Here is a 25,077-nt window from a genome sequence, read left to right on the forward strand (position 1 = left end):
CCTCCAGTCTGTCAGGTCGGCGGGCTAGCATGGCGACGCGACCGGCCGCGCCGCAGCGGCATGCCGTGAGGAAGGACAACATGCCGCACCAGCCTTCTCGTGCCACCCGTCGCGGCCCCACTCCCCCGGCCCCCACCGTCCCCACCGAGCAGGCGGTGGTCGACTGCGCGGTCTACGTCGACGGGCACCGCCTGCCCGGCCGCTACACCCACACCGAGGCGGTCACAGAGGTACGCCGGCGCGGCACCGGATTCGTGTGGCTCGGGCTGCACCATCCCGACGAACGGCAGATGGCGAGCGTCGCGCACACCTTCGGACTCCACGAACTGATGGTCGAGGACGCCGTCCACGCCCATCAACGTCCGAAGCTCGAACGCTACGACAACGTGCTGTTCCTGGTGCTGCGTACCGTCAGCTACATCGAGCACGAGTCGGTGACGACCACCAAGGACATCGTCGAGACCGGTGAGATCATGTTGTTCACCGGCCCCGACTTCATCGTGAGCGTGCGGCACGGCGACCACTCGGAGCTGTCGCAGGTACGCAAGCGCCTCGAGCGGGATCCCGAGCATCTGGCCCGCGGTCCGGCGGCTGTGCTCCATGCGATCGCCGACCACGTGGTCGACTCCTATCTCGCCGTCACCACGGCCGTGCAGCCCGACGTCGACGACATCGAAGAGCTCGTGTTCACCCCCGACACGCGGATCGCGGTCGACCAGATCTACATGCTCAAACGCGAGATCGTGCAGTTGCGCCGGGCCGTCGTTCCGCTCGCCGAACCGCTGCAGCAACTCATCCGGGCGCCGGGCAACCCGATCCCGAAAGACGTCAGGCGGTACTTCCGCGACGTCGCCGACCACCACACGACGGTGTCCGACCGCATCGCCGCCTTCGACGAGACGCTCGGCACGCTGCTCGACGCGGCGATCGCGAAGGTCACCGTGCAGCAGAACACCGACATGCGCAAGATCTCCGCGTGGGTCGCGATCGCCGCCGTTCCGACGATGATCGCCGGGATCTACGGCATGAACTTCGATCGCATGCCGGAACTGCACTGGGAGTACGGCTATTACGTCGTGCTCGCCGCGATCGTCGCGATCACCGTGGGACTGTTCGTCACCTTCAGGCGCAACAACTGGCTTTGACTACCGAACTCGACCAAGCCCCGACACACGCTGCGCAGGCGGCGCGATCGCCGCGGCGCCACGTGCTCGCCGTCGCCCTCGCCCTGATCCTGCTGCAGACGATCCTCCGGACCGGGGTGGCCGCGACCGGCGAGTTCTACTGGGACGACCTGATCCTCGTCGGACGCTCGGGGTCGTATCCGCTGCTGTCCGACGCGTTCCTGCGATACGACCACGACGGTCACCTGATGCCCGCCGCCTTCCTCGTGGCGGGCATCGCCACAGCGATCGCGCCGTTGGAATGGTGGCCGGCGGCGGCCTCGCTCGTGGTCGGGCAGTTGCTCGCATCGCTGGCGGTGCTGCGGGTGCTCTGGTTGCTGCTCGGTCCGCGACGCGCCCTGTGGGGACCGCTGCTGTTCTACCTCCTCACCCCGCTGACCCTGCCGGCCTTCGCGTGGTGGGCGGCCGCGCTCAACGCGTTGCCGCTGCAAACGGCGCTCGCCTGGGTCGCGGGAGATGCGCTGCAGTACAGCAGGACCGGGCGACGACGCCATCTCGCGAGTGCACTCGTCGTCACCGCTGTAGCCCTGCTGTTCTTCGAGAAGTCCGTCCTCGTTCCGTTCGCCGCGTTCGCGACGGTCGCGCTCGCGTCTCACGTCGACGGGCTCGCGCGACCGGTCCGCCGCACCTGGGCGCAGGCCCGCCCGCTGTGGCTCGCGTCGGCGGCCGTGCTGGTCGGGTGGGCGGTCGGTTACGCGACAGTGGTCGAATCGCGGTTCGGGATTCCTCCGTGGTCGATGGTGGCCGGGCTGACCCATCACGGCATCTCCTACGGGCTGCTGCCGTCGCTGCTCGGAGGCCCGTGGGAGTGGGAGCGGTGGAATCCGAGCCCCCCGTGGGCCGATCCCCCGCTCGTGCTCGTCGTCGTCGCGTGGCTCGGCGTCGCTGTTGCAGCGGTGTGGACGGTGCGCCGGAGGCGCCGGACCGGGCCGGTGTGGCTCGCGACGATCGCCTACGTCCTGGCCTCGCTCGCGGCGATGATCAGCACGCGTTTCGGCCCGGAGACCACCTACGAGCTCGCCCGCACCCTGCGCTATTTCGCCGACTCGGCCGTGGTCGTCGCGATCGCCGCGGCGCTGATCCTGCGCGCCCCGCAGCGCGGCGCGTCGTCCCACCCTCGCGTCGTTCGGGCGGTCGCCTGGGCCTGCGCGGCCGCGTTCACCGTCGGCTCGCTGTGGTCGACCGCCACGTTCGCGCGCAGCTGGTCGGACAACCCGACCGGCGACTATCTCGGAGCGGCGAAGGCTGCGTTGACCGCCCGGCCCGACGACACCGTGCTCGACCATCCGGTGTCGGTGTGGATCCTGCTGCCGGTCACCTATCCGCACAACCTGGTGGGATCCGTCTTCTCGGCGCTACCGGGCCGGTCCGACATCCGCGATTACGCGACCGACCTCTGGGTCCTCGACGATGGCGGACACCGCACACCCGCCGAGCTGCTGCCGCTGCGGTCCGTCCCGCCCGGTCCCGAGCCGGACTGCGGCCATCTCGTCACCGCCGATGCCGTCACGGCCCTTCCGCTCGACTCCCCCGCGGGCGACTGGGAATGGACCGTGCAGGTGAACTACCGTGCGTCCGCCGACGGCACGATCGATCTCGGCTTCCCCGGCCACGGCTCCGTCACGGTTCCCGTCACCGCAGGACTCGGCACGGTGTACGTCCGCGTCTCCGGAGACGGTTCGGCGTTGCAGGCCCGCTCGTCCACACCCGGCACCACCGTGTGCCTCGGAGGTGGGTCCCTCGGGGTCGTCGTCCCGCAGGGCTGACAGCCCACCGGATCAGGCTGTTTCGAGGAACCGCACATCGTGCGTGTCGGCTTCCGGAGCCGCGAAGCTCAGCAGGCGCATGCCCTCGGCCTCGAGCGCCGACCGGACGGACGCGGTGATCGTCCGCCACGGCGCCATCTCCACGGCGGCGGTGGCCCCGTCGGTGATCACGCGGGCACTGCCCGCGACCGTGCCCCCGACGAGAAGCAGCGGCGCGATGATCCCGTTCTGCGTCATGATCCGCGTGCGGTCCCCATCCGAGACGAATCGGGTGCGATCGGAATGCGAGAGCAGCACGTTGTCGAACGGCGCGAGGATCCGCACCGGGGCAGGGGCCGACGGGTCGGGTCGCGGCGCGTCGGGAAGATCGAACAGTTCCACTCCGCGCGCGTCCCGGAACACCACGAGCTGTGGGCGGAGCCGGTCGAAGATCTCGACGAGCCGCGTCAGGCCGCACCAGGTCTGCGCGTCCCGGACACTCGCGGGGCCGAAGGCCCCGAGATACCGCAGCAGCAACCGATCCGGGACGGGAAGGGCGGCCGGCGCGCCCACGTACTCGTCGAGGTGCGCCAGGCGTGGCTGTCCGGATCGTCCCCACAACCCGCGCGGAGGCACCTGCACGAGCGGGAGCAGGCACCGCACCGCATGCGACAACGCGGCCGGATCCTGGTCGGGGAACCGTTCGGCGAGCAACGGGCGCAGTTCGGCCTGGCTCCTCGGAGTGCCGGCCAACAGCTCCCGGGCAACCGACACGAGCGCCGGCCTGTCGAGACCGTGGAGCCCGACCCGGTGAGCCTTGTTCGCATCGACACCCCGGTCGAGGACCGGTTGCACCCACGGACGCAGCGCGTGCGCGTCGGCGCCGGAGACCGCGAACACCGTGCCCCGCATCAACGCGATCCGGACCACCGCACGCGACTCCAGCAGGTCCGACAACGCCTCGGGCCGGAAGGTCCGTATGCGGGTCCACAGGGCGAAATACGGTGCGAGCGGTGCCTGGGCCTGCAGTCCCAGCAGATGCTCGATCATCGTCAGGGCATCCGTGCTGCTCCGGCGCAGCAGGTGCTGGCGGGCCAGCGTGGCGCGTCCGAGCGCGCGGTCGGTGAGAACCGGGGCGATCACAGACGTGCTTGTGCCCGGCGCGGGTCGCTCAGGTCGATGCCCGCTTCCTCCCACGCCTCGCGCAGCGCCTCTGTACCCTTCAGCCGCTTCCAAGCCGCTTCGGTACCGGTGATCGGGCGAGCCTCGAAGAAGTGGACCGGATCGGAGGGCTCGGGCAACTCCAGCGACGGCACGTCGGCCGTCTCGAGCAACACCGCGGTGAACGGAGCACTCGGCCACAGCGGCTCACCGAGATCGAGCAGTGCGTCGTCGGTGAGGACGACCCCCTCCACGGCGGGCAGCGCAGCGAGCACCGCGAGAGTGCGATGGACCCCGGCGGTGATGCCCTCGCTGTCGCGCAGGCTCAGCAGCAGTTCGGCGCGCGGCCCCCGCGTCGGGTCGGCCACCATGTCGGTCGGATCGCCCATCGGATGCCGCGAGCATCCCAGAGTGGCGTACCGCAGGAGCTCTGCACCACGGAAGCGGAGGACCTCGATCGGTTCGAGACCGAGGAAGGTCACCGACGCCGATTCCGGCTCCGGATCCCCCGGCACGGTCAGATGCTCGGCGAGGTGGCTGCGAACTGCGGTGAGAACTGCATCGGTCACTCCTGCAATGTAGACCCCACCCCGCACATGCGGTTCCCACCCGGACCTCCGCACTGCCCGGTACCGTCGAAGCGTGGCTCGCGACACCGGTTTTCCGGTCTCCGACGCCGGCGACGATTTCGCCCGGCAACGTCGGCGCGCCGAGTACGCCCGACTGATCGCATGGCTGCGCCGCGAACCGGCCGACGTCAACACGGTGCTGCCCTTCGACGACGTCGTCGCCGCACTCGGACGCCTCGGCGAACGACGACTCGGGCTGCACATCATCGAGGTCGCCTCGATCGTGGGCAGCGTCGACCGCGCCGACGATTTCGACCGCCGTTTCCGTCCCACCTCGGCACGCCTGCGCACCCGGTGGGAACGCATCGCGGCGGCGCGGCGGCGCGGCGAGGCCATGCCCCCGATCTCCGTGTACCGGGTGGGGTCGATGCATTTCGTGCAGGACGGGCACCACCGCGTGTCGATCGCCTACGCGCAGGGCGACCGCACCATCGACGCCTACGTCACCGAGATCACCACGAAGGTGCCCGCAGAGGGCATCACCGCCCGTCCCGATCTCGTGCGCAAGGACCACTTCCGGATGTTCCTCGGCCGCGTCCCCCTGCACGGCACCGCCCAGGACACGATCCGCGTGTCCGACCCGTGGGGATACGCCGAGCTGGCCGAGGCCGTCGAGGCGTGGGGCTTCCGCCTGATGCAGGATCTCGGCGAGTACCTCACGCGCGAGGAGATCGCGCGGCGCTGGTACGAGGAGGAATTCGTCCCCGTCGTCGCGATGGCCCGGGAAGCGGGGATGCTGCGCTCACGCACCGACGCCGAGGTGTACCTGTGGATAGCGAGCGAGCGCTACCGCCTCGTGCGACGGCACGTGTGGAGCGAGGAGATCGTCGACGAACTCCGGACCCGCGCGCCCCGCTGATGGACGATCTCGGTGGATCCGACCCCGTATCGCGGGGGCGGACCCACCGAAGTCCGTCGGGTCAGAGGGTGACGTTCGCGCCGGTGTCCTGGTCGAACAGCGCGATCTTCGCGGGGTCGAACCACAACTGCACGGTCCTGCCCTTCGCGGCCTGCGACTCCACGGACAACCGCGCGACCAGCGATTCCGCCGACATGTCGGCGCCCGCGTCGGCGGCGAGTTCGTCGAGATCCTTCGACTGCACGCCCGGACCCTCGGCCGTGAAGTACGCGAACTTGTCGGATCCCATGGATTCGAGCACGTCGACCTCCGCGGAGAAGGTCACACCCGCTTCCCGCTGGGTCGGGTCGAGCAGGTCGGCGTCCTCGAAATGCTCCGGACGGATACCGACGACCACCTGACGCGACGGATTGTTGCGGCGCACGACCTCCCACCGCTCGTCGGGAAGCCGGAACTCCCCGAACGACGTACGCACCGAACCGTTCTCGATCTGTCCCGGAACGAAGTTCATCGACGGCGACCCGATGAAGCCGGCGACGAACAGGTTCTTCGGGTGGTCGTACAGGTCCTGCGGGGCGCCGACCTGCTGCACGAGCCCGCCACGCATCACGACGACGCGGTCGCCGAGCGTCATCGCCTCGGTCTGGTCGTGGGTGACGTACACCGTCGTGGTGCCGAGACGCTTCTGCAGGCGCGCGATCTCGGTGCGCATCTGCACGCGCAGTTTGGCGTCGAGGTTCGACAGCGGCTCGTCCATGAGGAAGGCCTTGGGGCTGCGCACGATCGCACGTCCCATGGCCACGCGTTGCCGTTGGCCGCCCGACAGGTTGGCGGGTTTTCGGTCGAGATGCTGTGTGAGGTCGAGGATCCGGGCCGCTTCGTCGACCTTCCGGGCGATCTCGTCCTTGGGCACCTTCGCGAGGGTGAGCGGGAACGCGATGTTGTCGCGCACCGACATGTGCGGATACAGCGCGTAGGACTGGAAGACCATCGCGATGTCGCGGTCCTTCGGTGCCCGCTCGTTGACCCGCTCCCCCGCGATGCGCAGTTCGCCGTCGGAGATGTCCTCGAGACCGGCGATCATGTTGAGTGTGGTGGATTTTCCGCAGCCCGACGGGCCGACGAGGATGATGAACTCGCCGTCGGCGATCTCGAGATCCACGTCGCTGACAGCCTTCGCGCCGTCCGGATATTCCTTCGTCACCTTGTCGAGCACGATCTCGGCCACGGTAGTCACCCCTTCACTGCGCCGGAGGTCAGTCCGGCCACGATTCGACGTTGGAAGATCAGGACGAACACGATGATCGGGATCGTGATGACGACGGCCGCCGCCGCGATCGACCCGGTCGGTTCCTCGAACTGCGATGCGCCCGTGAAGTTCGCGATCGCGGCCGGCGCGGTGATGGACCGCTCGGTGGAGGTCAGCGAGATCGCGAACAGCAGGTCGTTCCAGCAGAAGATGAACACCAGGATCGCCGCCGTGATGATGCCCGGGGCGGCGAGCGGGGCCACCACCTTGCGGAACGCCTGGCCCGGTGTCGCGCCGTCCATCTTCGCGGCCTTCTCGAGCTCCCACGGGATCTCCTTGAAGAAGGCCGACAGGGTGTAGATCGCGAGGGGCAGCGAGAAGGTGATGTACGGCAGGATCAGCGCCGCCCATGTGTCGAACAGTCCGAGCCCGCGCATGATCTCGAACAGCGGACTGACGAGGGAGATCTGGGGGAACATCGCGATGAGCAGTGCCACACCCACCAGGAGCTTCTTACCGGGGAAGTCGAGCCGGGCGATCGCGTAGGCCGCCATCGTCCCGAGGAGCACGGCGATGACGGTGGCGATCAGGCCGATGCCGATGGAGTTGATCAGGGCGCTCGTGAATGCGTCGGTGCGGAAGATCCCGCGGTAGTTGTCCAGAGTCCACTGCTGCGGGATGAAGCGACCGTCCTGGATGGTGCCGGGCGGTTTGAACGAGAGGCTGGCGATCCACAGCACCGGAACGAGTGCGTAGAGCAGGACGATCAGGTTCACCGCCGACCACGACAGCGTCCGTTTCCTGGTCTCGGCCATCATCGGCCCCCTTCGTCCGAGCCGGGTGCGGACGCACCGAACAACTTGATGAACACGAACGCGATGATCGCGACGCACAGGAAGATCAGCACGCTGATCGCCGATCCGATTCCGAGGTTGAAGGCTCGGAACAGGTTGTCGTAGCCGAGGATCGACACCGACCCGGTGCCGTTGGCCCCGCGGGTGAGGACGTAGATGTTGTCGAAGATGCGGAAGGCGTCGAGTGTGCGGAAGAGCAGGGCCACCAGGATCGCCGGTTTCATCAGCGGCACGATGATCCGCACCAGGCGCGTCCACGCGCCGGCACCGTCGACCTGCGCCGCCTTGAGCAGATCGTCGGGGACGAGTGCGAGACCGGCGAGGAGCAGCAGCGCCATGAACGGCGTGGTCTTCCACACCTCGGCGAGCACGATGATCGCCAGGGACGGAATCTGGTCGGTGAGCGGGGCGCTGCCGTCGGGCAGCAGATTCGCGAGATAGCCCGTGCCCGGGGTCCACGCGTAGTACCAGCTGTACGCGGCGGCGACGGTGACGATGCCGTACGGAATCAGCACCACCGTGCGCACGACGCCCTTCCCGACGATGGTGCGGTGCATGACGAGTGCGATCGCCAGGCCGAGCACGAACTCGATCGCGACGGAGACGAGGGTGACGAACGAGGTGACGATGAAGGCCTGCCACCAGAATCCGTCGCTCAGCACCGCGACGTAGTTGGACAGTCCGACGAAGCGGCGTTCGTCGGGGAACCGCAGATCGTAGCGTTGCAGGCTGAGCCAGACGGCGTAGCCCACCGGGTAGGCCGTCACCGCGAGCATCACGATCGCCGCGGGTGCGACGAGCATCAGGCCGAGACGCCGTTCGGCCTTCTTCCCCTCGGACAGCGCCACTTTCGTCTTGGGCGACGATTCCTCGGGGGTCTCGTCGGTCGGCTTCGATTCGACGGCGGTCACGGGATCAGTCCTTCCGAGTTGACCGCCTTGCGCACCTGTTCGGCGAGTTCCTCGACGGTGCGGGGCGGATCGATCTGGTCGACCGGGTTGAGGGTGGCGGTCACCAGTGTCGAAATACTCTGGTAGGCGGGGGAAGCGGGACGCACCGCGGCGTTCTCGAGACCGGCACGGACCTCGCGCCAGGCCGGATAGGCCTCCTGGAAGGCCGGGTCGTCGTACAGGGCCGCGAGCGTCGGCGGGACGCCGCCGCCGATGGCATTGTTGCGCTGGTTCTCCTCGTTGCGCAGGCACTGCATGGCTTCGAACGCGAGATCGGGGTGGGTGCTCGTGCGGGCGACGGCGATGTTGAAACCGCCGATGGTGACCTGGGCGGGCTCACCGGGAATCACCGAAGGATACGGTGCGGGAAGGAAATTCTGTTCCCCGTCGACGGTCAGGACCGTGTTCCCGGTGTCCTGCGAGGTGACGTTGCCGTTGTCGTCGATGAAGGGAAGAGCCGCCTCGTTCTCGATGATTCCGGGGAGCACGAACGGCCAGTTGACCTGGAACGCCGTGCGACCGCTCTCCATACCGAGGCGGACGGCTGCTTCGTCGGCCTGGTTCAGGGAGGGATCGGCGCCCGGCGCCGTCGCGACGCGCTTCATGATGTCGAGCGCGGTCACCGCCGCGTCGTTGTCGGTGAGCGTGACGGTGACCCCGTCCTCCCCGACCACCGAGCCTCCGGCACTCGAGAGCAGGGTGTTGAACCACACCATCAACCCCTCGTACTGCCGGCCCTGCACGCCGATCCACGACGGGCGGTCCTCCTCGGCGAGCCCGCTCGCGATCTCGATCATCTCGTCCCATGTCTCCGGAGGTTGCCCGTCCGGCATGAGATCCTTTCGGTACCAGAGCAACTGGGTGTTGGTGTTGAGCGGGGCGGCGTACAGCCGGTCCTTCCAGGTCGCCGATTCGAGGGGGCCTTCGAGCGTGCCCTCGGAGACCGCGGCGGCCACGTCGTCGGGCAGCGGCAGTGCCCATCCGGCCTCCGCGAACTCGGCCGTCCACACGACGTCGAGGGTCATCAGGTCGAGACCCGGATCGTTGCCGGTCAGCCGCCTCGCCAACTGCAGTCGCTGGTCGTCGGCGTTCTTCGGAAGTGTCCTCTGCTCCACCCGATATCGACCCCCGGCCTCGGCGGTACACGCCTCGGCAGCCTGCGCGTACTGCTCGGCACCGTCGGCGGCCGTGTAGAAGGACAGGACCACGCCCTCCTCGTCGCTGCCGCACGCGGCCAGTCCCGATGCCAGGAGCACCGCGGCCGCAGAGGCCGTGACCGCCCGGCTCACCCGCCGTCTCGTGCGCGTTCGTCTCATGCGCGACTCCGCTCCATCGGGGACCCTCGTGATCCGACGATAACGCCCGTACCGGCCAGCCGTAGCAAAACGAGCAGGGCGTACTTCCGGAGGGATTTCGGCGCGCCGGAGGGGTCAGAAGGACGTCCCCGCGAAGGGTGCGTTCGGCCAGGAGAACAGCAGGTCCGCGGTGTCGACGGCCTCCGGCCGCTGCACCCGGACACGCCCTGCGGCGGCCATCCGGTTCCATCCGGGCCGGCCGAGCAGGAGCGCACCGAGGTCGGCGATGTCCACCGTCAGGTCGGCCGGTCCGGCGGTGCGCGCCACGCCGTCGGCGGAGATCTCGAAGACGCCGGCGTTGTCGGTGAGCACAGGATCGGACACCTCGACGGTCACCGACCCCGACCCCCGATAGCTCCGCGCCGACAGCGCCCGATCGAGGTCGAGGATGCGCAACCACGTCTCGTCCGAGACCGAACGGAACTGCACCGCACGCGCGTCGACGAGGACGAGCGGCATCGGATCGTCCTGCGGAAGGGCCGCGAACCGCAGCGTGTCGACCAGATCGAGGCCGAGCAGGAATCGGATCAGGCCGGCATACGCCTCGGGCGACGGGGCGAAGAAGTCGTCGACCACGACGGTGCGGTTACGACTGGTGAACCACGCATGCGTGTCGACGGGGTGGTACCGGACGAAGCCGTCCTCCTGTCCCGGCTCACCGTGTACCGCCACGTACATCGGATCGGTGAGCGAGTCTGCGCGCCACCGACGCGAGTTCCACCAGTACTCCGATCGGTCGATCGTGCCCGGACGCGAGGGCAGGTGACGGGAGTGTATCTGCGCCAGGACATCCCATGCATCCGGATAGGTCAGCAGGCGGACCGGCCCGGCGTCGGGCACCTCGGGACGCAGCGCGGCGCGATGCACGGCGACGTCGACGGACACCGAGGTCGAGGCGACGCCGTACCCGAACCGGCCGTAGATGGTCGCTTCGGAGGCACGCAGCGTCGCGAGGATCTCACCGCGATCCCGCGCGTCGCGCAGCTGCCGGTGCACGAGTCCGGAGATCACGCCGCGACGCGTGTGGGTGGGCAGCACACCGATGTGGGTGACCGCGGCGTGAGAAACCCGGGCGCCACCGGGCAGGGTCAGCTTCCCGCTCGTGGCGTCGACGGTGCCGACGAGCATGCCGTCGAGGAAGGCACCCCAGGTGCGACCGGCCTCGAGATAGTCGGCGACCGTCCCGTCGGGAACCTCGGGCCACGACGGCAGTCCCACCATCGCCGTACGGAACAGCGCCGACGCGGCCCGCAGTTCGGCTTCCGACTCCAGAACTCTGATCTCCGGTTCCGTTCGTTCACCCATGGAACGACATTATCGACCGCGAACCCGGGACGCGGGCGAACGGCCGTGACGTTCGGTACACCGGCGCCGGGCGGGTAGGTTGCCACCGTGCGACGCGAGTGGGATCCAGCAGACACCGGGGTGCTGAAGCTGCCCTCCGGCCGACTCGTGCGCGGACGCGGGATACGTCGCCCCGAGTTCGACGAGCCGTTTCCCGACTTCGGGGTGTATCTCCTCGCGCGTCCACCGGTGCCGTTCGACTGGGAGTCGCGGTGGATCCACTGGCCCGACTTCCGCACCCCCCGCGACCCGGAGGACGCCCACGCCGTCCTGTACGAGGCATGGATCCGGGCGGGACGGCAACGGGTGGAGATCGCGTGCGGGCGCGGGCGCGGCCGGACCGGCACCGCACTGGCGTGCCTCGCCGTCCTCGACGGCCTCTCCCCCGACGAAGCCGTCGACTTCGTGCGCTGCCACTACCATCCGCGCGCGGTCGAGACGCCCTGGCAGCGCAGGTTCGTCGCGGGGACGAAGGTCTGACCGCTCAGTTCTTCGTCCGCGCCAGATGCGCTTCGGCGGCCGAGACGGCGCGCTCGGCGGCCACCACCCGCTTCTTCGCCTCGGCCGCGGCACGACGCGCGAAGGTGCGCTGCTGCTCGGCGTGTTCGAGTTTCGCCCGCAGATCGGCGACCTCCTCTTCGTGGCGGGCCAGTTCCTGCTCCGCTGTCGCCGCCCCTGCACGCGCCTCTTCGGCTGCGCTGTGCGCCGACTCGAGAGCGGCGGCGGCCTCGTCGATCTCCGCCTCACGAGCAGCACGCTCGGCATCCTCGCGCTTCCCCGCTTTCTCGCGCGACGACCTCGTCCGGTCTTCCTCGTCCTTCCGGTCGGACCCGCCGCGGACGACGGTGAGCGGCATCGCGGACAGGTCGCCGAAGCCGTCCGACTCGACGATCGCGTCGAGTCGGCCCTGCCTGACCTGCTCGCCGATATCGGGATCCGAGAGGGCCGCGTTGAGGGTGCGTCCCACCTCCCGCAGGGCGCTCTCCGAGGCGCTGCGGCCACGGTCGGCGGCGAGACGTCCGGCATCGCGTTCGAGCGCGGCGACCACCCGGCGCCGCTGCTCGGAGAGTTTCCGCATCTCGCTGCCGGACAGTCGGCGCTGCGCGGTGCGCAGAGCCGCTCCGATGTCGAGCAGCGCGGCGAGTTCGTCGGCCCGTTCGCGCGCGAGCAGGTTGACCATCCAGGCCGCAACCGTCGGTTTGCGCAGCCGGCCGATGGCCGCCGTCAGTTCGCGGTCGCCCGCTTCACGTGCCTGCGCCGCGAATTCGGAGCGGGCCGCCACGAAGTCGCCTGGGTCGAGGCCGTAGAGGGCGTCGGCCACCGAATCGAGATCGGGCATGGAATCGACAGTAGTGGCGCGGGGCGGGTCACGACGAGTGCCGTCCTCGGCGGACGCGTGACCGCCGGACGATCAGATCGCGAGCTTGGCGAGGATGTCGCGCGCCTTCTCTGCGGTGGGCGGCTGGCACAGCACGTCGTAACGGCCGGCGACGAGCTGCATGGTGGACGAGAAGTCGCGCTGGCCGCGGGTCGCGGCGTACGGGATGGTCGCCGAGATGAGCCCGAAGATGATGCCGCCGACGAGGCCGACGAGCAGCGGGCCGAGGAAGTCGGTGGAGAAGATGCCGAGCAGCAGACCGAAGAACACGCCGAGCCATGCGCCCGAGACGATGCCGCCGCCGATCACCTTCGGCCACGTGAGCCGCCCGGTGACCCGCTCGACCTGCATGAGATCGACACCGACGATCGTGACGTCCTCGACGGAGAAGTTCTGGTCGGCGAGATGGTCGACCGCGCGCTGCGCCTCGGCGTAGGTCGGGTACGAACCGACGGGCCAGCCCGTGGGGGGAGTCGGCAGACCGGGTACCTGGCGACCGGGTCCGAGGGGATTCGTCATGTCGTTCGGCTCCTTCGCGATGCACGCCGACCGTCGCGGCGCCGGTCCCCATTCTGCCTCGACGAGGACCGGCCCGCTGCGATGGTTCGCCCGATATGTTCTTTTTGCTGGTCGTTCCGGTCAGGAGGCCGGCGGCTCGAACTTCTGGGTGCGCTGCAGTCCGGCGGCGCGGCCCTTCGCGGAGATCACGAGAGCCATCTTCCGGCTCGCCTCGTCGATCATCTCGTCGCCCAGCATCGCGGCACCGCGGGCGCCACCCTCGGCGGAGGTGTGCCATTCGTAGGCGTCGAGGATCATCTCGGCCTTGTCGTAGTCCTCCTGCCGGGGGCTGAAGACCTCGTTGGCCGCATCGATCTGGCTCGGATGCAGCACCCACTTGCCGTCGAAGCCCAGCGCGGCGGTGCGCTGCGCCGACCGGCGGAAGGCGTCGACGTCGCGGATCTGGAGGTAAGGACCGTCGATGGCCTGCAGTCCGTGGGCGCGCGCCGCCATGAGGATCGTCATGAGGATGTGGTGGTAGGCATCGCCCACGTCGTACCCCTCGGGCTGCTCACCGACGACGAGGGTGCGCATGTTGATGCTCGCCATGAAGTCGGCCGGGCCGAACACGAGTGTCTGCACGCGAGGGCTCGCCGTCGCGATCTCGTCGATGTTCGTCAGCCCGATGGCGTTCTCGATCTGCGGCTCGATGCCGATCCGTCCCACCTCGAGACCGTGGGCCTTCTCGACCTGCGTGAGCAGCAGGTCGAGCGCCTCGACGTGGCTCGCATCGGGCACCTTCGGCAGCAGGAGCGCGTCGAGGTTCGCGCCGGCGCCGCCGACGACCGTCGCGACGTCAAGATAGGTCGCGTCCGTGGTCCAGTCGTTGACGCGCACGACCTTGATCTGATCGCCCCAGCCGTCCTCGTTCAGGGCTTCGACGATGGTGCTGCGGGCCTGTTCCTTGGCCAGGGGCGACACGGCGTCCTCGAGATCGAGGAATATCTCGTCGGCGGGAAGGCCCTTGGCCTTGTCGATCATCTTCCGGCTGCTGCCGGGAACCGCGAGTACCGACCTCCGGGGCCTGAACGAAAACGACATGACCTGACCAGACCTCCGAGTTCCGGGAACAGCGTGGGCACGCTCTAGCCTGGCAATCATGGCAGCAGTGAGCAAGGTCTTCGTCGCGCGGCTGGCCGGACTGGTCGTACTCGGCCCCGACGGCGAGTCCATCGGCCGCGTTCGCGATGTCGTGCTGACCATCCGGATCGGGCGTCAGCCCCCTCGTGCGCTGGGGCTGGTCGTCGAACTGCCCACCCGTAAACGGATCTTCGTACCGATGCTGCGTGTGACCGCGATCGAGCCGGGGGCGGTCACCCTCGTCACCGGCAACGTCAGTCTGCGCCGGTTCACCCAGCGACCCTCGGAAGTGCTCGCCCTCGGACAGGTCCTCGATTCCCGTGTGCGGGTCGACGACCCGGAGCTGCCCGACCTGATGGGTGTCGACGCCGTCGTGGTGGATCTGGGACTCGAGCTCATGCGCACCCGCGACTGGGTCGTCGCCCGAGTCGCGGTGCGTCGACATCGCGGCCGGCTCGCGCGGCGCTCCCCCGTCCACATCGTGGAATGGCCGCACGTGCACGGACTCACGCAACAGACGCTGTCGATGCCCGGACAGGGTGTCGCGCAATTGCTCCTGCAGTTCGAGGACATGCGCCCGGCGGACGTCGCGAACGCCTTGCGCGACCTGCCGATCAAGAGACGAACCGAGGTCGCCGCAGCACTCGACGACGAGCGCCTCGCCGACATCGTGCAGGAGCTGCCCGCCGACGACCAGACCGATCTGCTCACCCAGCTCGGTCTCGACCGGGCGGTCGCGGTGCTCGAGGCGATGGATCCCGACGACGTCGCCGACCTCCTCGGCGAGCTACCCGCCACGGACGCCGAGTCGTTCCTGCAGCGCATGGACCCCGAGGATTCCGAGCCGGTGCGCCGCCTGCTCGAGCACTCCCCCGACACCGCCGGTGGTCTGATGACGCCCGAGCCGGTGGTCCTCACGCCGGCGACCACGGTGGCGGAAGCCCTGGCGCGCGCTCGCAATCCGGACCTGAGTCCGGCCCTGGCGTCGATGGTCTTCGTCGTGCGCCCACCCACGGCGACTCCCACCGGCAAATACCTCGGCTGCGTCCATCTGCAACGATTGCTGCGGGAACCGCCTGCGAGCCTCGTGGGAGGGGTCGTCGACGACGACCTGCCGCGCCTGGCACCCGACGACGCTCTGACCACCGTCACCCGGTACTTCGCGACGTACAACCTGGTGTGCGGTCCGGTGGTGGACGACGAGGGGCACCTGCTCGGCGCGGTGAGCGTCGACGACGTGCTCGACCATCTGCTGCCCGAGGACTGGCGCGAGGAGGACATCGAGGATGAGTGACCGCAGCACGCAGGGCCGCTCGCGCCTCGAGACCCCCCAGTCGTCGAGGTTCCGGTTCAACTTCGACGCCGAGGCGGTCGGCCGGGTCAGCGAGTCGATCGCGCGGTTCCTCGGAACCGGCCGCTATCTCGCCATGCAGACGATCGTCGTCATCGTCTGGATCGCCCTGAACATCACCGCGGTAGGACTCCAGTGGGATCCCTATCCCTTCATTCTTCTCAACCTCGCATTCTCGACGCAGGCCGCCTACGCGGCACCGTTGATCCTGCTCGCGCAGAACCGGCAGGAGAACCGCGACCGCGTGTCGCTCGAGGAGGACCGCGCCCGCGCCGAGCAGACCAAGGCCGACACGGAGTTCCTGGCACGGGAACTCGCGGCCCTGCGACTCGCGGTGGGCGAGGTCGCGACCCGCGACTACCTACGTCGCGAGCTCGACGATCTGCGCGCTCTGCTGGTCGACGACGAGAACGAGGACGACACCGGCAGCGCGCGCATGCGCGCACCCCGGCGCTGAACGGGGCGCCGCGCCGGTTGTCCGGCACGCCCGGTTGCACACAACCCCACATCCTTCTGTAACCTTCGTCACAGCATTCGGAGGGACGACCGGAGGAGGGTGATCGCGTGCGGTGGAAGGTCGCGCTGGCGATGCCGGTGATCGTCGCTGCCGGACTCGCGGCGACGGCGTCGTCGGCGACGGTGGTCGCGGAGACGACGTCCGCGGAGGCCGAGCCGAGCGCTGCTCCGGCGGTCGGTCTGCTCCCCGGCGAGGTGCGCGAGGCGCAGCCGCTGCGCAGCCCGAGCGACCCGCTCTCCCAGCTCCCCCCCGAGGCGGTGACAGCGGCCGGAGGAGCGGCGGTTCTCGGCGAAGGACCGCTCGCGATCCCCGAACTCGTCTTCTACGCCTATCGTGCGGCCGAGATGCAGCTGGCCATCGACTCCCCCGAGTGCGGCCTGCCGTGGAACCTGCTCGCCGCCGTCGGACGCCTGAATTCCGGGCACGCGGACGGGGGTCGCACCGACATCCTGGGCACGGTGACCACGCCGGTCGTCACCCCCGACGGTCTGCTCGGACCGATGCGTCTCACTCCGTCGGCCTGGGAGCAGTATTCCGCCGACGGCAACGCGGACGGCACCGCCGATCCACAGAACGTCTTCGACGCGACCCTCGCCGCCGGTGCCCGGATGTGCGCGGCGGGCGGAAACCTGCGCGTGCCCGACGGTGAGGCGCGTGCGGTGGCATCGTTCGATCCGTCTCCCGACTTCCTTGCGAACGTCCGGACCTGGTCGGGTGCGTACGCGAAGGCCGCCGAGGTGGCTCCTGCCGACCTCGCGCCGATTCCGGCCCGCCCGATTCCGGGCGCGGCGGATGTCGCGGCGCCCGCGCCGACTCCGGCGGCGACCGCGCCTGCTCCGGCCGCACCGCCCCGGCCGGCCGACCCTCCGGCCGAGGAGGCGCCTGCCGACTCGCCCTCCGAGCAGACTGCCCCGGCCCCGGCCCCGGCCCCGGCCCCGGCCCCGGCTCCGCCTCCGATGCCCGGGTTACCCGAACTCCCCTGCCTGGTCCCCGCCTTCTGCGAATAACTGCCTTCTGCGAGTAACCGCCTTCGGCGAGTGACTCCCGGACGCAGCCCGTCATGACGACACGCGCGACGCGCGTGTCGTCATCTTTTTCTCTCACCCCGCCCGATGCGTTCGACCAGCACGGATCGGCTACATCCACACGAGTGCACTCCCGTTACATCACGGTTGAGTAACAGAAGAGCATCGAATGCTGTAGCCTCGGCCCGGCACGTAACGGAGGTGTCTCGTTCCGAGACACCCGAGGGAGGGTTATCCATTGGGCCGCCACGCCAAACCGTCGGATTCGAAGCTTCGGCGAAATTCCGTGATCGCGATGACCGGACTCGTTCCGGTCGGCCTGGTCGCCGCGGCGGCGACCACGGCCGGTGCGTCGCCGCGAGCGTTGATGGGAGTGGCGCAGCACGAGACCGAGCCCACGGCCTCGTCCGCCGGCACCGCCGACCTCGCGAGCGCGGTTCCGGAAGCGGTGGCAGCGGTACAGACCATCATGCTCGAGCCCGAACCGGCACCCGTGCGGACCTTCAAGGCCGCCCCCGAACCGGAACCCGAGCCCGAGGTCCTTCACGAGGGCCCGCTCGGCATCCCCGGCATCAACTACGCCGCCTACCGCAACGCCGAGCGCATCCTCTCCGAGGAGAATCCCACGTGCGGCATGCACTGGACCCTCCTCGCCGGCATCGGCCGCGTCGAGTCCGGCCACGCGAACGGCGGCAAGGCCGACGACAAGGGCAACCTGCTCGAGCCCGTGATCGGACTGCCGCTCAACGGCAGCCTGCCCGGCCAGGCCACCATCCACGACACCGACGGTGGGGCACTCGACGGCGACACGGTCTACGACCGTGCGGTCGGGCCGATGCAGTTCATCCCCACCACGTGGAAGCAGTACGCGGGCGACGGCAACGGGGACGGTGTCGCCGATCCCCAGAACCTCTACGACTCGACGCTCACCACCGCGAAGTACCTGTGCGATGGCGGCCTCGACATGCGCAACCTCGCGCACTCGACGAAGGCGATCCACCGCTACAACAACTCGATGGCGTACGTGGCGAACGTGCTCGCCTGGTCGACCGCCTACTCAACCGGCATCGACCCGAGCCCGGCGGACCTCCCCCGCATCCACTGACGACCGCACCCGTGTCCGGGCGCGACCGCTCTGCCGCCTACCATGGGCGTCATGGCAGTCAGTGAGTCCGACGTCCGCAGTGCGCTCGCACGGGTCCAGGACCCGGAGATCCGCAAGCCCATCACCGATCTCGGAATGGTCAAGAGCATCGAGATCGGCGCCGACAGCAGCGTCGATGTCGCCATCTACCTGACCACCTCCGGGTGCCCGATGCGCACCGAGATCTCCGAGCGCGTCACCAAGGCCGTCGCCGACGTCGCCGGAGTCGGCGAGGTGCGGGTGACCCTCGACGTGATGAGCGACGAGCAGCGCACCGAACTTCGCAAGTCGCTGCGTGGCGACTCCACCGAGCCCGTCATCCCGTTCGCCCAGCCCGGGTCGCTGACCCGCGTCTACGCGGTCGCCTCCGGCAAGGGCGGAGTCGGGAAGTCGTCGGTCACGGTCAACCTCGCTGCGGCGATGGCCTCGCGTGGCCTGTCCGTCGGTGTCCTCGACGCCGACATCTACGGTCATTCGATCCCCCGGATGCTCGGCACGTCGGCCAAGCCGACGCAGGTCGAGCGGATGATCATCCCGCCCGTCGCGCACGACGTGAAGATGATCTCCATCGCCCAGTTCACCGAGGGCAACACCCCGGTGGTGTGGCGCGGCCCGATGCTGCACCGCGCGTTGCAGCAGTTCCTCGCCGACGTCTTCTGGGGCGACCTCGACGTCCTGCTGCTCGACCTGCCGCCCGGCACGGGCGACGTCGCCATCTCCGTCGCGCAGCTGATCCCCAACGCCGAGATCCTCGTCGTGACCACGCCGCAGCAGGCCGCCGCCGAGGTCGCCGAGCGTGCGGGGTCGATCGCGTTGCAGACCCGCCAGCGCATCGCCGGCGTGGTGGAGAACATGTCGTGGCTCGAACTGCCCGACGGCACCCGCATGGACGTCTTCGGCAGCGGTGGCGGTCAGGCCGTCGCCGAGCGCCTCACCCGGGCCGTGGGTGCGACGGTGCCGCTGCTCGGTCAGGTTCCGCTCGACCCGGCCGTACGCGAAGCGGGCGACTCCGGCACTCCGATCGTCCTCGCGGCGCCGGACTCCGCACCCGCGGTGGCGCTGAAGGAAGTTTCCGACAAGCTCGCGGTGCGTAAGCGCGGCCTGGCCGGCATGTCGCTGGGAATCGACACGACGCGCCACCTCTAGGACGAGAACCGATCGAGCCCCTGCCGTTCTCCACGGCAGGGGCTCGATCGTAGGTAGAGCGCCGAGTCGGTCTCAGGTGGCAACGATCTCAGGTTGCATCGGGGTCGATGGGCGGCTTCTCGTCGCGTGCGAGCGGCTTCGACAGATTGGGCCGGGCACCGTTGGTGGGGGTTCCCGGGGGCGTCGCGGACTGCGTGTCGAAATTGCCGGTGAGGATCGAATCGTCGCCGTCGAGCAGATGCTTCGTGATCACGGCCTTGGGAGTCATGCCGCGCAGCTGGTTCAGTTCCGACAGCGGTTGCCGCAGGTCGTCGAACTCCGGCCCGAGCTCCTGCTTCAGCTGGTCGCGCGCACCCGAAGCGTAGTCGCGCACCTGACGCAGCGACTTGGCCACCCACGAGACGGCATCGGGCAGCCGCTCCGGGCCGAGTACCACGAGGGCCGCCACGATGAGTACCAGGAACTCGCCCCAACCGATGTTGCCGAACACGCATCCAGGGTACGTGGTCGCGTCCGAATCGCAGCACCTACGGGAAAGGTCACATCACGCGACAGGAATGCTCAGTCCGAAACGGGGGTGACCCCGACGTCCACGAGACGGCCGTTGCGTACGAGCTGGACGGTGACCGGTTCGTCGATCTCCTGCTGCTGAACCGCGACGACGAGCTCGTCGGCGCTGGTGACCTCGCGGTCTCCGACCTTGACGATCACATCGCCCTCGACGATTCCGGCGCGCTGGGCCGGGCTGTCCTGCCGGACGTTGGCGACCTCCGCACCGCTCGCGACGTCGTTGACGACGGAGCGCGCGTTCACGCCGATGTCCGGATGCCGCATCTCACCGCTGCGGATCAACTCCTGCGCCACCTCGGTGACGTCGTCGATGGGAATCGCGAAGCCCAGGCCTACCGAGCCACCCGTCTCCGACTTGATCGCGGAGTTGATGCCGATCACGCGACCCTCCATGTCGATGAGGGGGCCACCGGAGTTGCCGGGGTTGATCGAGGCGTCGGTCTGGACGGCGTCGATCACCGCGTCGGTGTCGGTGCCCTGCCCACTGAGCCGCATGGGCCGGTGCAGCGCACTGACGATGCCGCGGGTGACGGTCTTGCTCAGGCCGAGCGGTGACCCGACCGCGACGACGTCCTCACCTACCTGGACGTCCTCGGAGCGGCCCAGTTCGGCGACGACCAGGTTGTCGACGTTCTCGACGGCGAGCACCGCGAGGTCGGTCTTGATGTCGCGTCCGACGATCGAGGCGGGAACCTTGGTGCCGTCGCCGAAGGTGACCTGCACCTTCGCGTCGGGGTTGCCGGCGGCCATCGAGATCACGTGGTTGTTGGTGACGATGTAGCCGGCGCCGTCGATCACCACGCCGGATCCGGTTCCGGCGTCGCCGCCGACGGTGGTCTGGATGGAGACGACAGCGGGCAGCACGGTGTCGGCGACCCGCGCTACCGCGCCGGTCGGGAGTTCCTCGTCGGAGCCCGACTGGCTCAGAGTCACTCCGCGACTGGTCAGCGAACCGTTGTCGGCGGTCGCCAGCGCGACGACGAGCCCGCCGACCATGCCGATGACGACGGCCACCGCAGCCAGTGTCGCGAGAGCGCGGGGTTGGACACGGCGGTCGAACAACACCTCGCGCAGGGTGAGTCCGGGCGCCGGAGGAAGCTCCTGCTCCTCGGTCTCCCCGGCCATGGGCGGACCGAGCCGCACCGCGGAGTCGGGGTCGCGCCAGGGATCGACCTCTGCCTCGTCCTCGGCCGCGCCCGCCGGTTCCGACGGGGGACGCTGGAGTGTCTCGTCGGCGTCGGACGGCCGTCCGTAGGCCTCGGCGAGGATCGCGTCCGTCGGAGGCGCCTGATGGACGCGCGGGTCGACGACGCGAGGATGAGCCGAGGAGTCGAACGATCCGTCGGCGCCGTCCGGGCGTCCGAAGACACGTGCCGATGCGGGGTCGACGGCCGGCCGGTAGACGGGCCGGGGGTCGAGACGAGGGGCGTCGGCAGGACGGATGATCGCGCCGTCCGGCAGGTCGGACCGGCCCGACGAGGCGTTGTCGGACGAGCCTCTCCCCGACGAGGCATGGGGCAGCTCGTCGTCGCGACGAGGATCGTCGCCGGCCCGGCGTTCGGTGTGCTGCGCAGATTCGGCCGTCACGCGTGCCCGTCTCCCCCGTATAGGTCCGTCACGCAGCCCAGTATCACCGATGGCATCGGATCACCTGTTACCGCCCGTCCGGTCACCGGCGACGGAGAATCGACCACCGGCGCGCGGCGAACCGGTCGTCCGCCTGCGGATGCGGGGACGGGTCGCACAGATGCGTAGGGATGCTGCTCAACGTTCCCAGCAGCGAACTCGGCATACGGGGTACGTGATCGGCCGCGGACCGGAGCGCGTGGCGGGCCTGCTGCTGGGCTTCGACTTCCGCGGCGCACTCGGGACACATCGACAGGTGCTGGGCGGCCCGCATGTAGGCCGCCATGCGCAGTTCGCCGTCGACGAATGCGGCAACTGCCTCGCTGGCGAGATGTTCCGTGGAGCCGAACCTGCGAGGTGGTTGCACCATCGTCATCACTACCTCCCGGCGGCTACCCCGCATCGACGCGACCGTTTTCGACCTTTCCATGCTCGCGCAGGTACTCGCGGAGTGCCTGGCGGCCTCGGTGGATACGACTTCGTACCGTACCGAGTTTCACCCCCAGTGTGGCACCGATCTCCTCGTAGGACAGACCTTCGATGTCACAGAGCACCACCGCGGCACGGTACTCGGGTCCGAGCGAGTCCAGTGCGGACTGCAGATCGGCGCCGAGACGCGCGTCGTGGTAGATCTCCTCGGGGTTCGGCCCTGCGGCCGGTACCCGATCGTAGTCCTCGGGGAGTGCTTCCATCCGGATGCGGTTCCGGCGGCGCACCATGTCCAGGAAGAGATTCGTGGTGATGCGGTGCAACCAGCCCTCGAACGTGCCGGGCTGGTAGTTCTGCAACGATCGGAAGACGCGGATGAAGGTCTCCTGCGTGAGATCCTCGGCGTCCTGGGCATTACCGGAAAGACGGTAGGCGAGGCGATAGACACGGTCGCCGTGCTCACGAACGAGTTCGTCCCACGACGGCATGGCCGTGCGATCCCCGGTGGCATCGAACGCCGCGGTGCCGCTCAGGTCCGCCTCGAAGGCAGCGTCGAGCGCCGAGGCGTCGTACTCGGGAACGGTGTGGGATCGGGTCATGTGGATCGCTGGATCCTCCTCGTCGGGACCGCGCACGGACACGGGCTTCGAGGCCTACAACACTCGACCTGCGCGGGGTATTCCCTCGTGGGAACGCCCCCGAGGCGGTGTGTCCTCGAAGTCGTGAACCGGAGCGATCGTCTGGTTCGTCGATTGTCAGTTTTCCTCGCGGCGATGTGGCCGCCGTATGAGTAACCTGAAACGTCCCTGAGAAAACCCGCCCGGGCGTGATCATCCTTCGAAATCACACAACTCACGGCATCACTCCGTGCGCGCCTGCCTGCGCGAGCGAATCGCCGAGGATAGCCTCGGTGAGGTGCAGACCAACGCCGATCGCATTCTGACCCACGCCGAGAACATCGTCGTCGAGGACGAGGAACTCGCCGCGGCGCGTGACCGTGCCGAAGATCTGGGCGCCGACCCGGTCTCCCCCTCCGTCGGAGCCGCCCTCGCGATGTTCGCCCGCATGCTCGACGCCAGGACGGTAGTGGAGATCGGCACCGGTGCGGGTGTGAGCGGACTGTGGTTGCTGCACGGTCTCCGTGAGGACGGCGTACTCACCACGATCGACAGTGAACCCGAACATCAACGCGCCGCGAAGATCGCCTTCCGGGAAGCCGGCATCGTGGCGTCGCGCACCCGGCTCATCAACGGCCGAGCGCTCGACGTGCTACCGCGACTCGCCGACTCCGGCTACGACATGGTCTTCGTCGACGCGACCCCCGCCGACCATCCGCACTTCGTGCGCGAAGGGGTGCGCCTGCTCCGGCCGGGTGGGGTGATCGTGCTGCACAACGCCCTTCTCGACGGGCGGGTCGCCGACCCGGCCGCGCGCGACGCGACGGTGCTCGCGGTGCGCGAGGCCACCCGCGCGGTGTCCGACGACGAGCGTCTCGCACCGGTCGTGCTGCCGCTCGGCGACGGGCTCCTCTGCGCGGTGCGCCTCAGCTGATCTGCGCGGTGCGCCTCAGCCGAGAGCTTCCCCGCCGAACAGGCGCTCTCAGATCCAGATGCCCTTGCCGATGGCGACGACACCGCCGTTGCTGACCGCGAATCGCTGACGGTCGCGCTCGAGGTCCACCCCGATGATCTCGCCGTCGCCGACGACGACGTTCTTGTCGAGGATGGCGCGGCGCACCACCGCACCCTTGCCGATACGGACACCGGGCATGAGGACGCTGCCCTCGACGGTTGCTCCGTCCTCGACCATGACGTTCGAGCTCAGCACGGAGTTCCGGACGGTCGCGGCGGACAGGATACTGCCGGCACCGACGATCGATTCCTGCGCCAGTCCGCCCTGCACGAACTTCGCGGGCGGGAGGTTCTCGGCCGCCCCACGGATCGGCCACCGCCGGTTGTAGAGGTTGAAGATCGGGTGGACCGACACGAGGTCCATGTGGGCGTCGTAGAAGGCGTCGAGCGTGCCGACGTCGCGCCAGTAGGCACGGTCGCGTTCGGTCGCACCGGGGACCACGTTGTCGTTGAAATCGTAGACGTGGGCCTCGCCCTGCTCGACGAGCGCGGGAATGATGTCGCCGCCCATGTCGTGGTCGGAGTCGGGATTCTCCGAGTCGGCCCGCAGCGCCTCGACGAGGACCTTCGTGGTGAAGACGTAGTTGCCCATCGACGCGAACGTGACATTGGGGTCGTCGGGCGTCCCGGGCGGGTGCGCGGGCTTCTCGAGGAACTGGGTGATCCTGCCGCTCTCGTCGCTGTCGATGCATCCGAACGCGAACGCCTCGCTGCGTGGCACGCGGATACCGGCGACGGTGACGCCGGCTCCCGACTCGATGTGCTGACGCACCATCTGCTCGGGATCCATCCGATAGACGTGGTCGGCACCGAAGACCACGATGTACTCGGGATCCTCGTCGTAGACCAGGTTGAGCGACTGCAGGATCGCGTCGGCACTGCCGGTATACCAGCGCGGACCGAGACGCTGCTGGGCCGGCACCGGGGTGATGTACTCACCCGTGAAACCGGACAAACGCCAGGTCTGCGAGATGTGCCGGTCCAGGGAGTGCGACTTGTACTGCGTGAGAACGCAGATGCGCAGATAGCCGGCATTCACGAGATTGCTGAGCACGAAGTCGATGAGGCGGTATGCGCCCCCGAACGGCACTGCCGGCTTGGCTCTGTCCGCGGTCAGCGGATACAGACGCTTGCCCTCGCCGCCGGCGAGAACGATTCCAAGCACATGGGGCTGACTCCTCACACGCTTCAACCTATCCCCCGACCCAGGCCGCCGCCAGCGAAGCGGAATCTCGACGCTCCGATCGCACCTCCGGGGCCAGGTGGCCGGAACCTGCGCGGCCCGCTAGTTT

Annotated in this window: 25 protein-coding genes; 10 read left to right on the forward strand and 15 right to left on the reverse strand. The window is 69.0% G+C overall.

What is annotated here, in order from left to right; genetic code table 11:
• The first annotated feature begins 80 nt into the window (after positions 1-80).
• Both GON09_RS11110 and GON09_RS11115 read left to right on the forward strand, forming a co-directional pair.
• Entirely contained in the window at positions 81-1,145 is a 1,065-nt protein-coding gene (locus tag GON09_RS11110; protein WP_213931848.1) for a magnesium and cobalt transport protein CorA, read from the forward strand.
• Positions 1,142-2,950 carry a hypothetical protein gene (locus tag GON09_RS11115; RefSeq protein WP_213931849.1) on the forward strand — a complete coding sequence of 603 codons (1,809 nt, stop codon included), beginning with the start codon at positions 1,142-1,144 and terminating at the stop codon, positions 2,948-2,950. Before GON09_RS11110 ends, GON09_RS11115 begins: the two co-directional genes overlap by 4 nt.
• 12 nt (positions 2,951-2,962) lie before the next feature.
• Here the strand turns inward: GON09_RS11115 and GON09_RS11120 are convergent, their stop codons facing one another.
• Both GON09_RS11120 and GON09_RS11125 read right to left on the reverse strand, forming a co-directional pair.
• Entirely contained in the window at positions 2,963-4,072 is a 1,110-nt protein-coding gene (locus GON09_RS11120) for a winged helix DNA-binding domain-containing protein (RefSeq protein ID WP_213931850.1), read from the reverse strand.
• Positions 4,069-4,659 (reverse strand): suppressor of fused domain protein, encoded by a 591-nt coding sequence (locus GON09_RS11125; protein WP_213931851.1) that lies wholly within the window; start codon positions 4,657-4,659, stop codon positions 4,069-4,071. Before GON09_RS11125 ends, GON09_RS11120 begins: the two co-directional genes overlap by 4 nt.
• Before the next feature lie 73 nt (positions 4,660-4,732).
• Here GON09_RS11125 and GON09_RS11130 point away from each other — a divergent pair, with 73 nt between their 5' ends.
• Positions 4,733-5,578 (forward strand): chromosome partitioning protein ParB, encoded by an 846-nt coding sequence (locus tag GON09_RS11130; protein WP_213931852.1) that lies wholly within the window; start codon positions 4,733-4,735, stop codon positions 5,576-5,578.
• Between the two features lie 61 nt (positions 5,579-5,639).
• On the opposite strand, the gene GON09_RS11135 is transcribed toward GON09_RS11130, so the two are convergent.
• From GON09_RS11135 to GON09_RS11155, 5 genes are all read right to left on the reverse strand, one after another.
• Complete coding sequence (locus GON09_RS11135; protein WP_213931853.1) at positions 5,640-6,806, reverse strand: ABC transporter ATP-binding protein; 1,167 nt, start codon at positions 6,804-6,806, stop codon at positions 5,640-5,642.
• A gap of 5 nt (positions 6,807-6,811) precedes the next feature.
• Positions 6,812-7,642 (reverse strand): carbohydrate ABC transporter permease, encoded by an 831-nt coding sequence (locus GON09_RS11140; protein ID WP_213931854.1) that lies wholly within the window; start codon positions 7,640-7,642, stop codon positions 6,812-6,814.
• Positions 7,642-8,529, reverse strand: coding sequence for a carbohydrate ABC transporter permease (locus tag GON09_RS11145; RefSeq protein WP_213934408.1), 888 nt, complete (start codon positions 8,527-8,529; stop codon positions 7,642-7,644). The genes GON09_RS11140 and GON09_RS11145 overlap by 1 nt, the downstream gene beginning before the upstream one ends.
• A 59-nt stretch (positions 8,530-8,588) precedes the next feature.
• A complete protein-coding gene (locus GON09_RS11150; RefSeq protein WP_213931855.1) occupies positions 8,589-9,947 on the reverse strand; it encodes an ABC transporter substrate-binding protein in 1,359 nt (452 codons plus the stop codon).
• A 114-nt stretch (positions 9,948-10,061) separates the two neighbouring features.
• Positions 10,062-11,291: a GNAT family N-acetyltransferase gene (locus tag GON09_RS11155; protein ID WP_213931856.1), complete on the reverse strand. Its 1,230-nt coding sequence runs from the start codon at positions 11,289-11,291 to the stop codon at positions 10,062-10,064.
• A gap of 87 nt (positions 11,292-11,378) precedes the next feature.
• Here GON09_RS11155 and GON09_RS11160 point away from each other — a divergent pair, with 87 nt between their 5' ends.
• Entirely contained in the window at positions 11,379-11,810 is a 432-nt protein-coding gene (locus GON09_RS11160) for a protein-tyrosine phosphatase family protein (RefSeq protein ID WP_213931857.1), read from the forward strand.
• Positions 11,811-11,814: 4 nt separating this feature from the next.
• On the opposite strand, the gene GON09_RS11165 is transcribed toward GON09_RS11160, so the two are convergent.
• The 3 genes from GON09_RS11165 to GON09_RS11175 all read right to left on the reverse strand — a co-directional run bounded on the left by GON09_RS11165 (position 11,815) and on the right by GON09_RS11175 (position 14,307).
• The gene (locus tag GON09_RS11165) at positions 11,815-12,669 is read right to left on the reverse strand and encodes a hypothetical protein (protein ID WP_213931858.1); all 855 of its coding nucleotides are present in this window, start codon (positions 12,667-12,669) and stop codon (positions 11,815-11,817) included.
• Between the two features lie 72 nt (positions 12,670-12,741).
• Positions 12,742-13,227, reverse strand: coding sequence for a general stress protein (locus GON09_RS11170; protein ID WP_059382973.1), 486 nt, complete (start codon positions 13,225-13,227; stop codon positions 12,742-12,744).
• A gap of 120 nt (positions 13,228-13,347) precedes the next feature.
• Complete coding sequence (locus tag GON09_RS11175) at positions 13,348-14,307, reverse strand: HpcH/HpaI aldolase/citrate lyase family protein (protein ID WP_213931859.1); 960 nt, start codon at positions 14,305-14,307, stop codon at positions 13,348-13,350.
• A gap of 58 nt (positions 14,308-14,365) precedes the next feature.
• Here GON09_RS11175 and GON09_RS11180 point away from each other — a divergent pair, with 58 nt between their 5' ends.
• From GON09_RS11180 to GON09_RS11200, 5 genes are all read left to right on the forward strand, one after another.
• Positions 14,366-15,640: a magnesium transporter MgtE N-terminal domain-containing protein gene (locus GON09_RS11180; protein ID WP_213931860.1), complete on the forward strand. Its 1,275-nt coding sequence runs from the start codon at positions 14,366-14,368 to the stop codon at positions 15,638-15,640.
• Positions 15,633-16,154 carry a DUF1003 domain-containing protein gene (locus GON09_RS11185; protein ID WP_213931861.1) on the forward strand — a complete coding sequence of 174 codons (522 nt, stop codon included), beginning with the start codon at positions 15,633-15,635 and terminating at the stop codon, positions 16,152-16,154. Before GON09_RS11180 ends, GON09_RS11185 begins: the two co-directional genes overlap by 8 nt.
• Positions 16,155-16,261: 107 nt before the next feature.
• Positions 16,262-17,221, forward strand: a complete 960-nt coding sequence (locus tag GON09_RS11190; RefSeq protein WP_213931862.1) for a hypothetical protein — start codon at positions 16,262-16,264, stop codon at positions 17,219-17,221.
• Positions 17,222-17,477: 256 nt separating this feature from the next.
• The gene (locus tag GON09_RS11195; RefSeq protein ID WP_213931863.1) at positions 17,478-18,344 is read left to right on the forward strand and encodes a lytic transglycosylase domain-containing protein; all 867 of its coding nucleotides are present in this window, start codon (positions 17,478-17,480) and stop codon (positions 18,342-18,344) included.
• Positions 18,345-18,395: 51 nt separating this feature from the next.
• Positions 18,396-19,529, forward strand: a complete 1,134-nt coding sequence (locus GON09_RS11200; RefSeq protein ID WP_213931864.1) for an Mrp/NBP35 family ATP-binding protein — start codon at positions 18,396-18,398, stop codon at positions 19,527-19,529.
• 88 nt (positions 19,530-19,617) lie between these two features.
• Here GON09_RS11200 and tatB read toward each other — a convergent pair whose 3' ends face one another.
• The 4 genes from tatB to sigE form a co-directional block, all read right to left on the reverse strand.
• On the reverse strand, positions 19,618-20,019 hold the full coding sequence (gene tatB / locus GON09_RS11205) for a Sec-independent protein translocase protein TatB (RefSeq protein ID WP_213931865.1): 402 nt from the start codon (positions 20,017-20,019) through the stop codon (positions 19,618-19,620).
• A gap of 71 nt (positions 20,020-20,090) precedes the next feature.
• On the reverse strand, positions 20,091-21,560 hold the full coding sequence (locus tag GON09_RS11210) for a S1C family serine protease (protein ID WP_244866197.1): 1,470 nt from the start codon (positions 21,558-21,560) through the stop codon (positions 20,091-20,093).
• Between the two features lie 208 nt (positions 21,561-21,768).
• A complete protein-coding gene (locus tag GON09_RS11215) occupies positions 21,769-22,101 on the reverse strand; it encodes an anti-sigma factor family protein (protein ID WP_213931866.1) in 333 nt (110 codons plus the stop codon).
• A 16-nt stretch (positions 22,102-22,117) separates the two neighbouring features.
• Positions 22,118-22,753: an RNA polymerase sigma factor SigE gene (sigE, locus tag GON09_RS11220; protein ID WP_213931867.1), complete on the reverse strand. Its 636-nt coding sequence runs from the start codon at positions 22,751-22,753 to the stop codon at positions 22,118-22,120.
• A gap of 316 nt (positions 22,754-23,069) precedes the next feature.
• Here sigE and GON09_RS11225 point away from each other — a divergent pair, with 316 nt between their 5' ends.
• Positions 23,070-23,705: an O-methyltransferase gene (locus GON09_RS11225; protein WP_026002828.1), complete on the forward strand. Its 636-nt coding sequence runs from the start codon at positions 23,070-23,072 to the stop codon at positions 23,703-23,705.
• 48 nt (positions 23,706-23,753) lie between these two features.
• Here the strand turns inward: GON09_RS11225 and glgC are convergent, their stop codons facing one another.
• Positions 23,754-24,968: a glucose-1-phosphate adenylyltransferase gene (gene glgC / locus GON09_RS11230; RefSeq protein WP_213931868.1), complete on the reverse strand. Its 1,215-nt coding sequence runs from the start codon at positions 24,966-24,968 to the stop codon at positions 23,754-23,756.
• Positions 24,969-25,077 lie beyond the last annotated feature (109 nt).

Source organism: Rhodococcus sp. B50, assembly GCF_013602415.1.
Taxonomy (GTDB): domain Bacteria; phylum Actinomycetota; class Actinomycetes; order Mycobacteriales; family Mycobacteriaceae; genus Rhodococcus.

Excerpts from the sequence above, each read along its gene's own strand:
- GON09_RS11110 (WP_213931848.1), top strand. The coding sequence starts at position 81 with ATGCCGCACCAGCCTTCTCGTGCCACCCGTCGCGGCCCCACTCCCCCG.
- GON09_RS11140 (WP_213931854.1), bottom strand. The coding sequence starts at position 7,642 with ATGGCCGAGACCAGGAAACGGACGCTGTCGTGGTCGGCGGTGAACCTG.
- GON09_RS11150 (WP_213931855.1), bottom strand. The coding sequence starts at position 9,947 with ATGAGACGAACGCGCACGAGACGGCGGGTGAGCCGGGCGGTCACGGCC.
- GON09_RS11155 (WP_213931856.1), bottom strand. The coding sequence starts at position 11,291 with ATGGGTGAACGAACGGAACCGGAGATCAGAGTTCTGGAGTCGGAAGCC.
- GON09_RS11165 (WP_213931858.1), bottom strand. The coding sequence starts at position 12,669 with ATGCCCGATCTCGATTCGGTGGCCGACGCCCTCTACGGCCTCGACCCA.
- GON09_RS11170 (WP_059382973.1), bottom strand. The coding sequence starts at position 13,227 with ATGACGAATCCCCTCGGACCCGGTCGCCAGGTACCCGGTCTGCCGACT.
- GON09_RS11175 (WP_213931859.1), bottom strand. The coding sequence starts at position 14,307 with ATGTCGTTTTCGTTCAGGCCCCGGAGGTCGGTACTCGCGGTTCCCGGC.
- GON09_RS11180 (WP_213931860.1), top strand. The coding sequence starts at position 14,366 with ATGGCAGCAGTGAGCAAGGTCTTCGTCGCGCGGCTGGCCGGACTGGTC.
- GON09_RS11185 (WP_213931861.1), top strand. The coding sequence starts at position 15,633 with ATGAGTGACCGCAGCACGCAGGGCCGCTCGCGCCTCGAGACCCCCCAG.
- GON09_RS11200 (WP_213931864.1), top strand. The coding sequence starts at position 18,396 with ATGGCAGTCAGTGAGTCCGACGTCCGCAGTGCGCTCGCACGGGTCCAG.
- GON09_RS11215 (WP_213931866.1), bottom strand. The coding sequence starts at position 22,101 with ATGACGATGGTGCAACCACCTCGCAGGTTCGGCTCCACGGAACATCTC.
- sigE (WP_213931867.1), bottom strand. The coding sequence starts at position 22,753 with ATGACCCGATCCCACACCGTTCCCGAGTACGACGCCTCGGCGCTCGAC.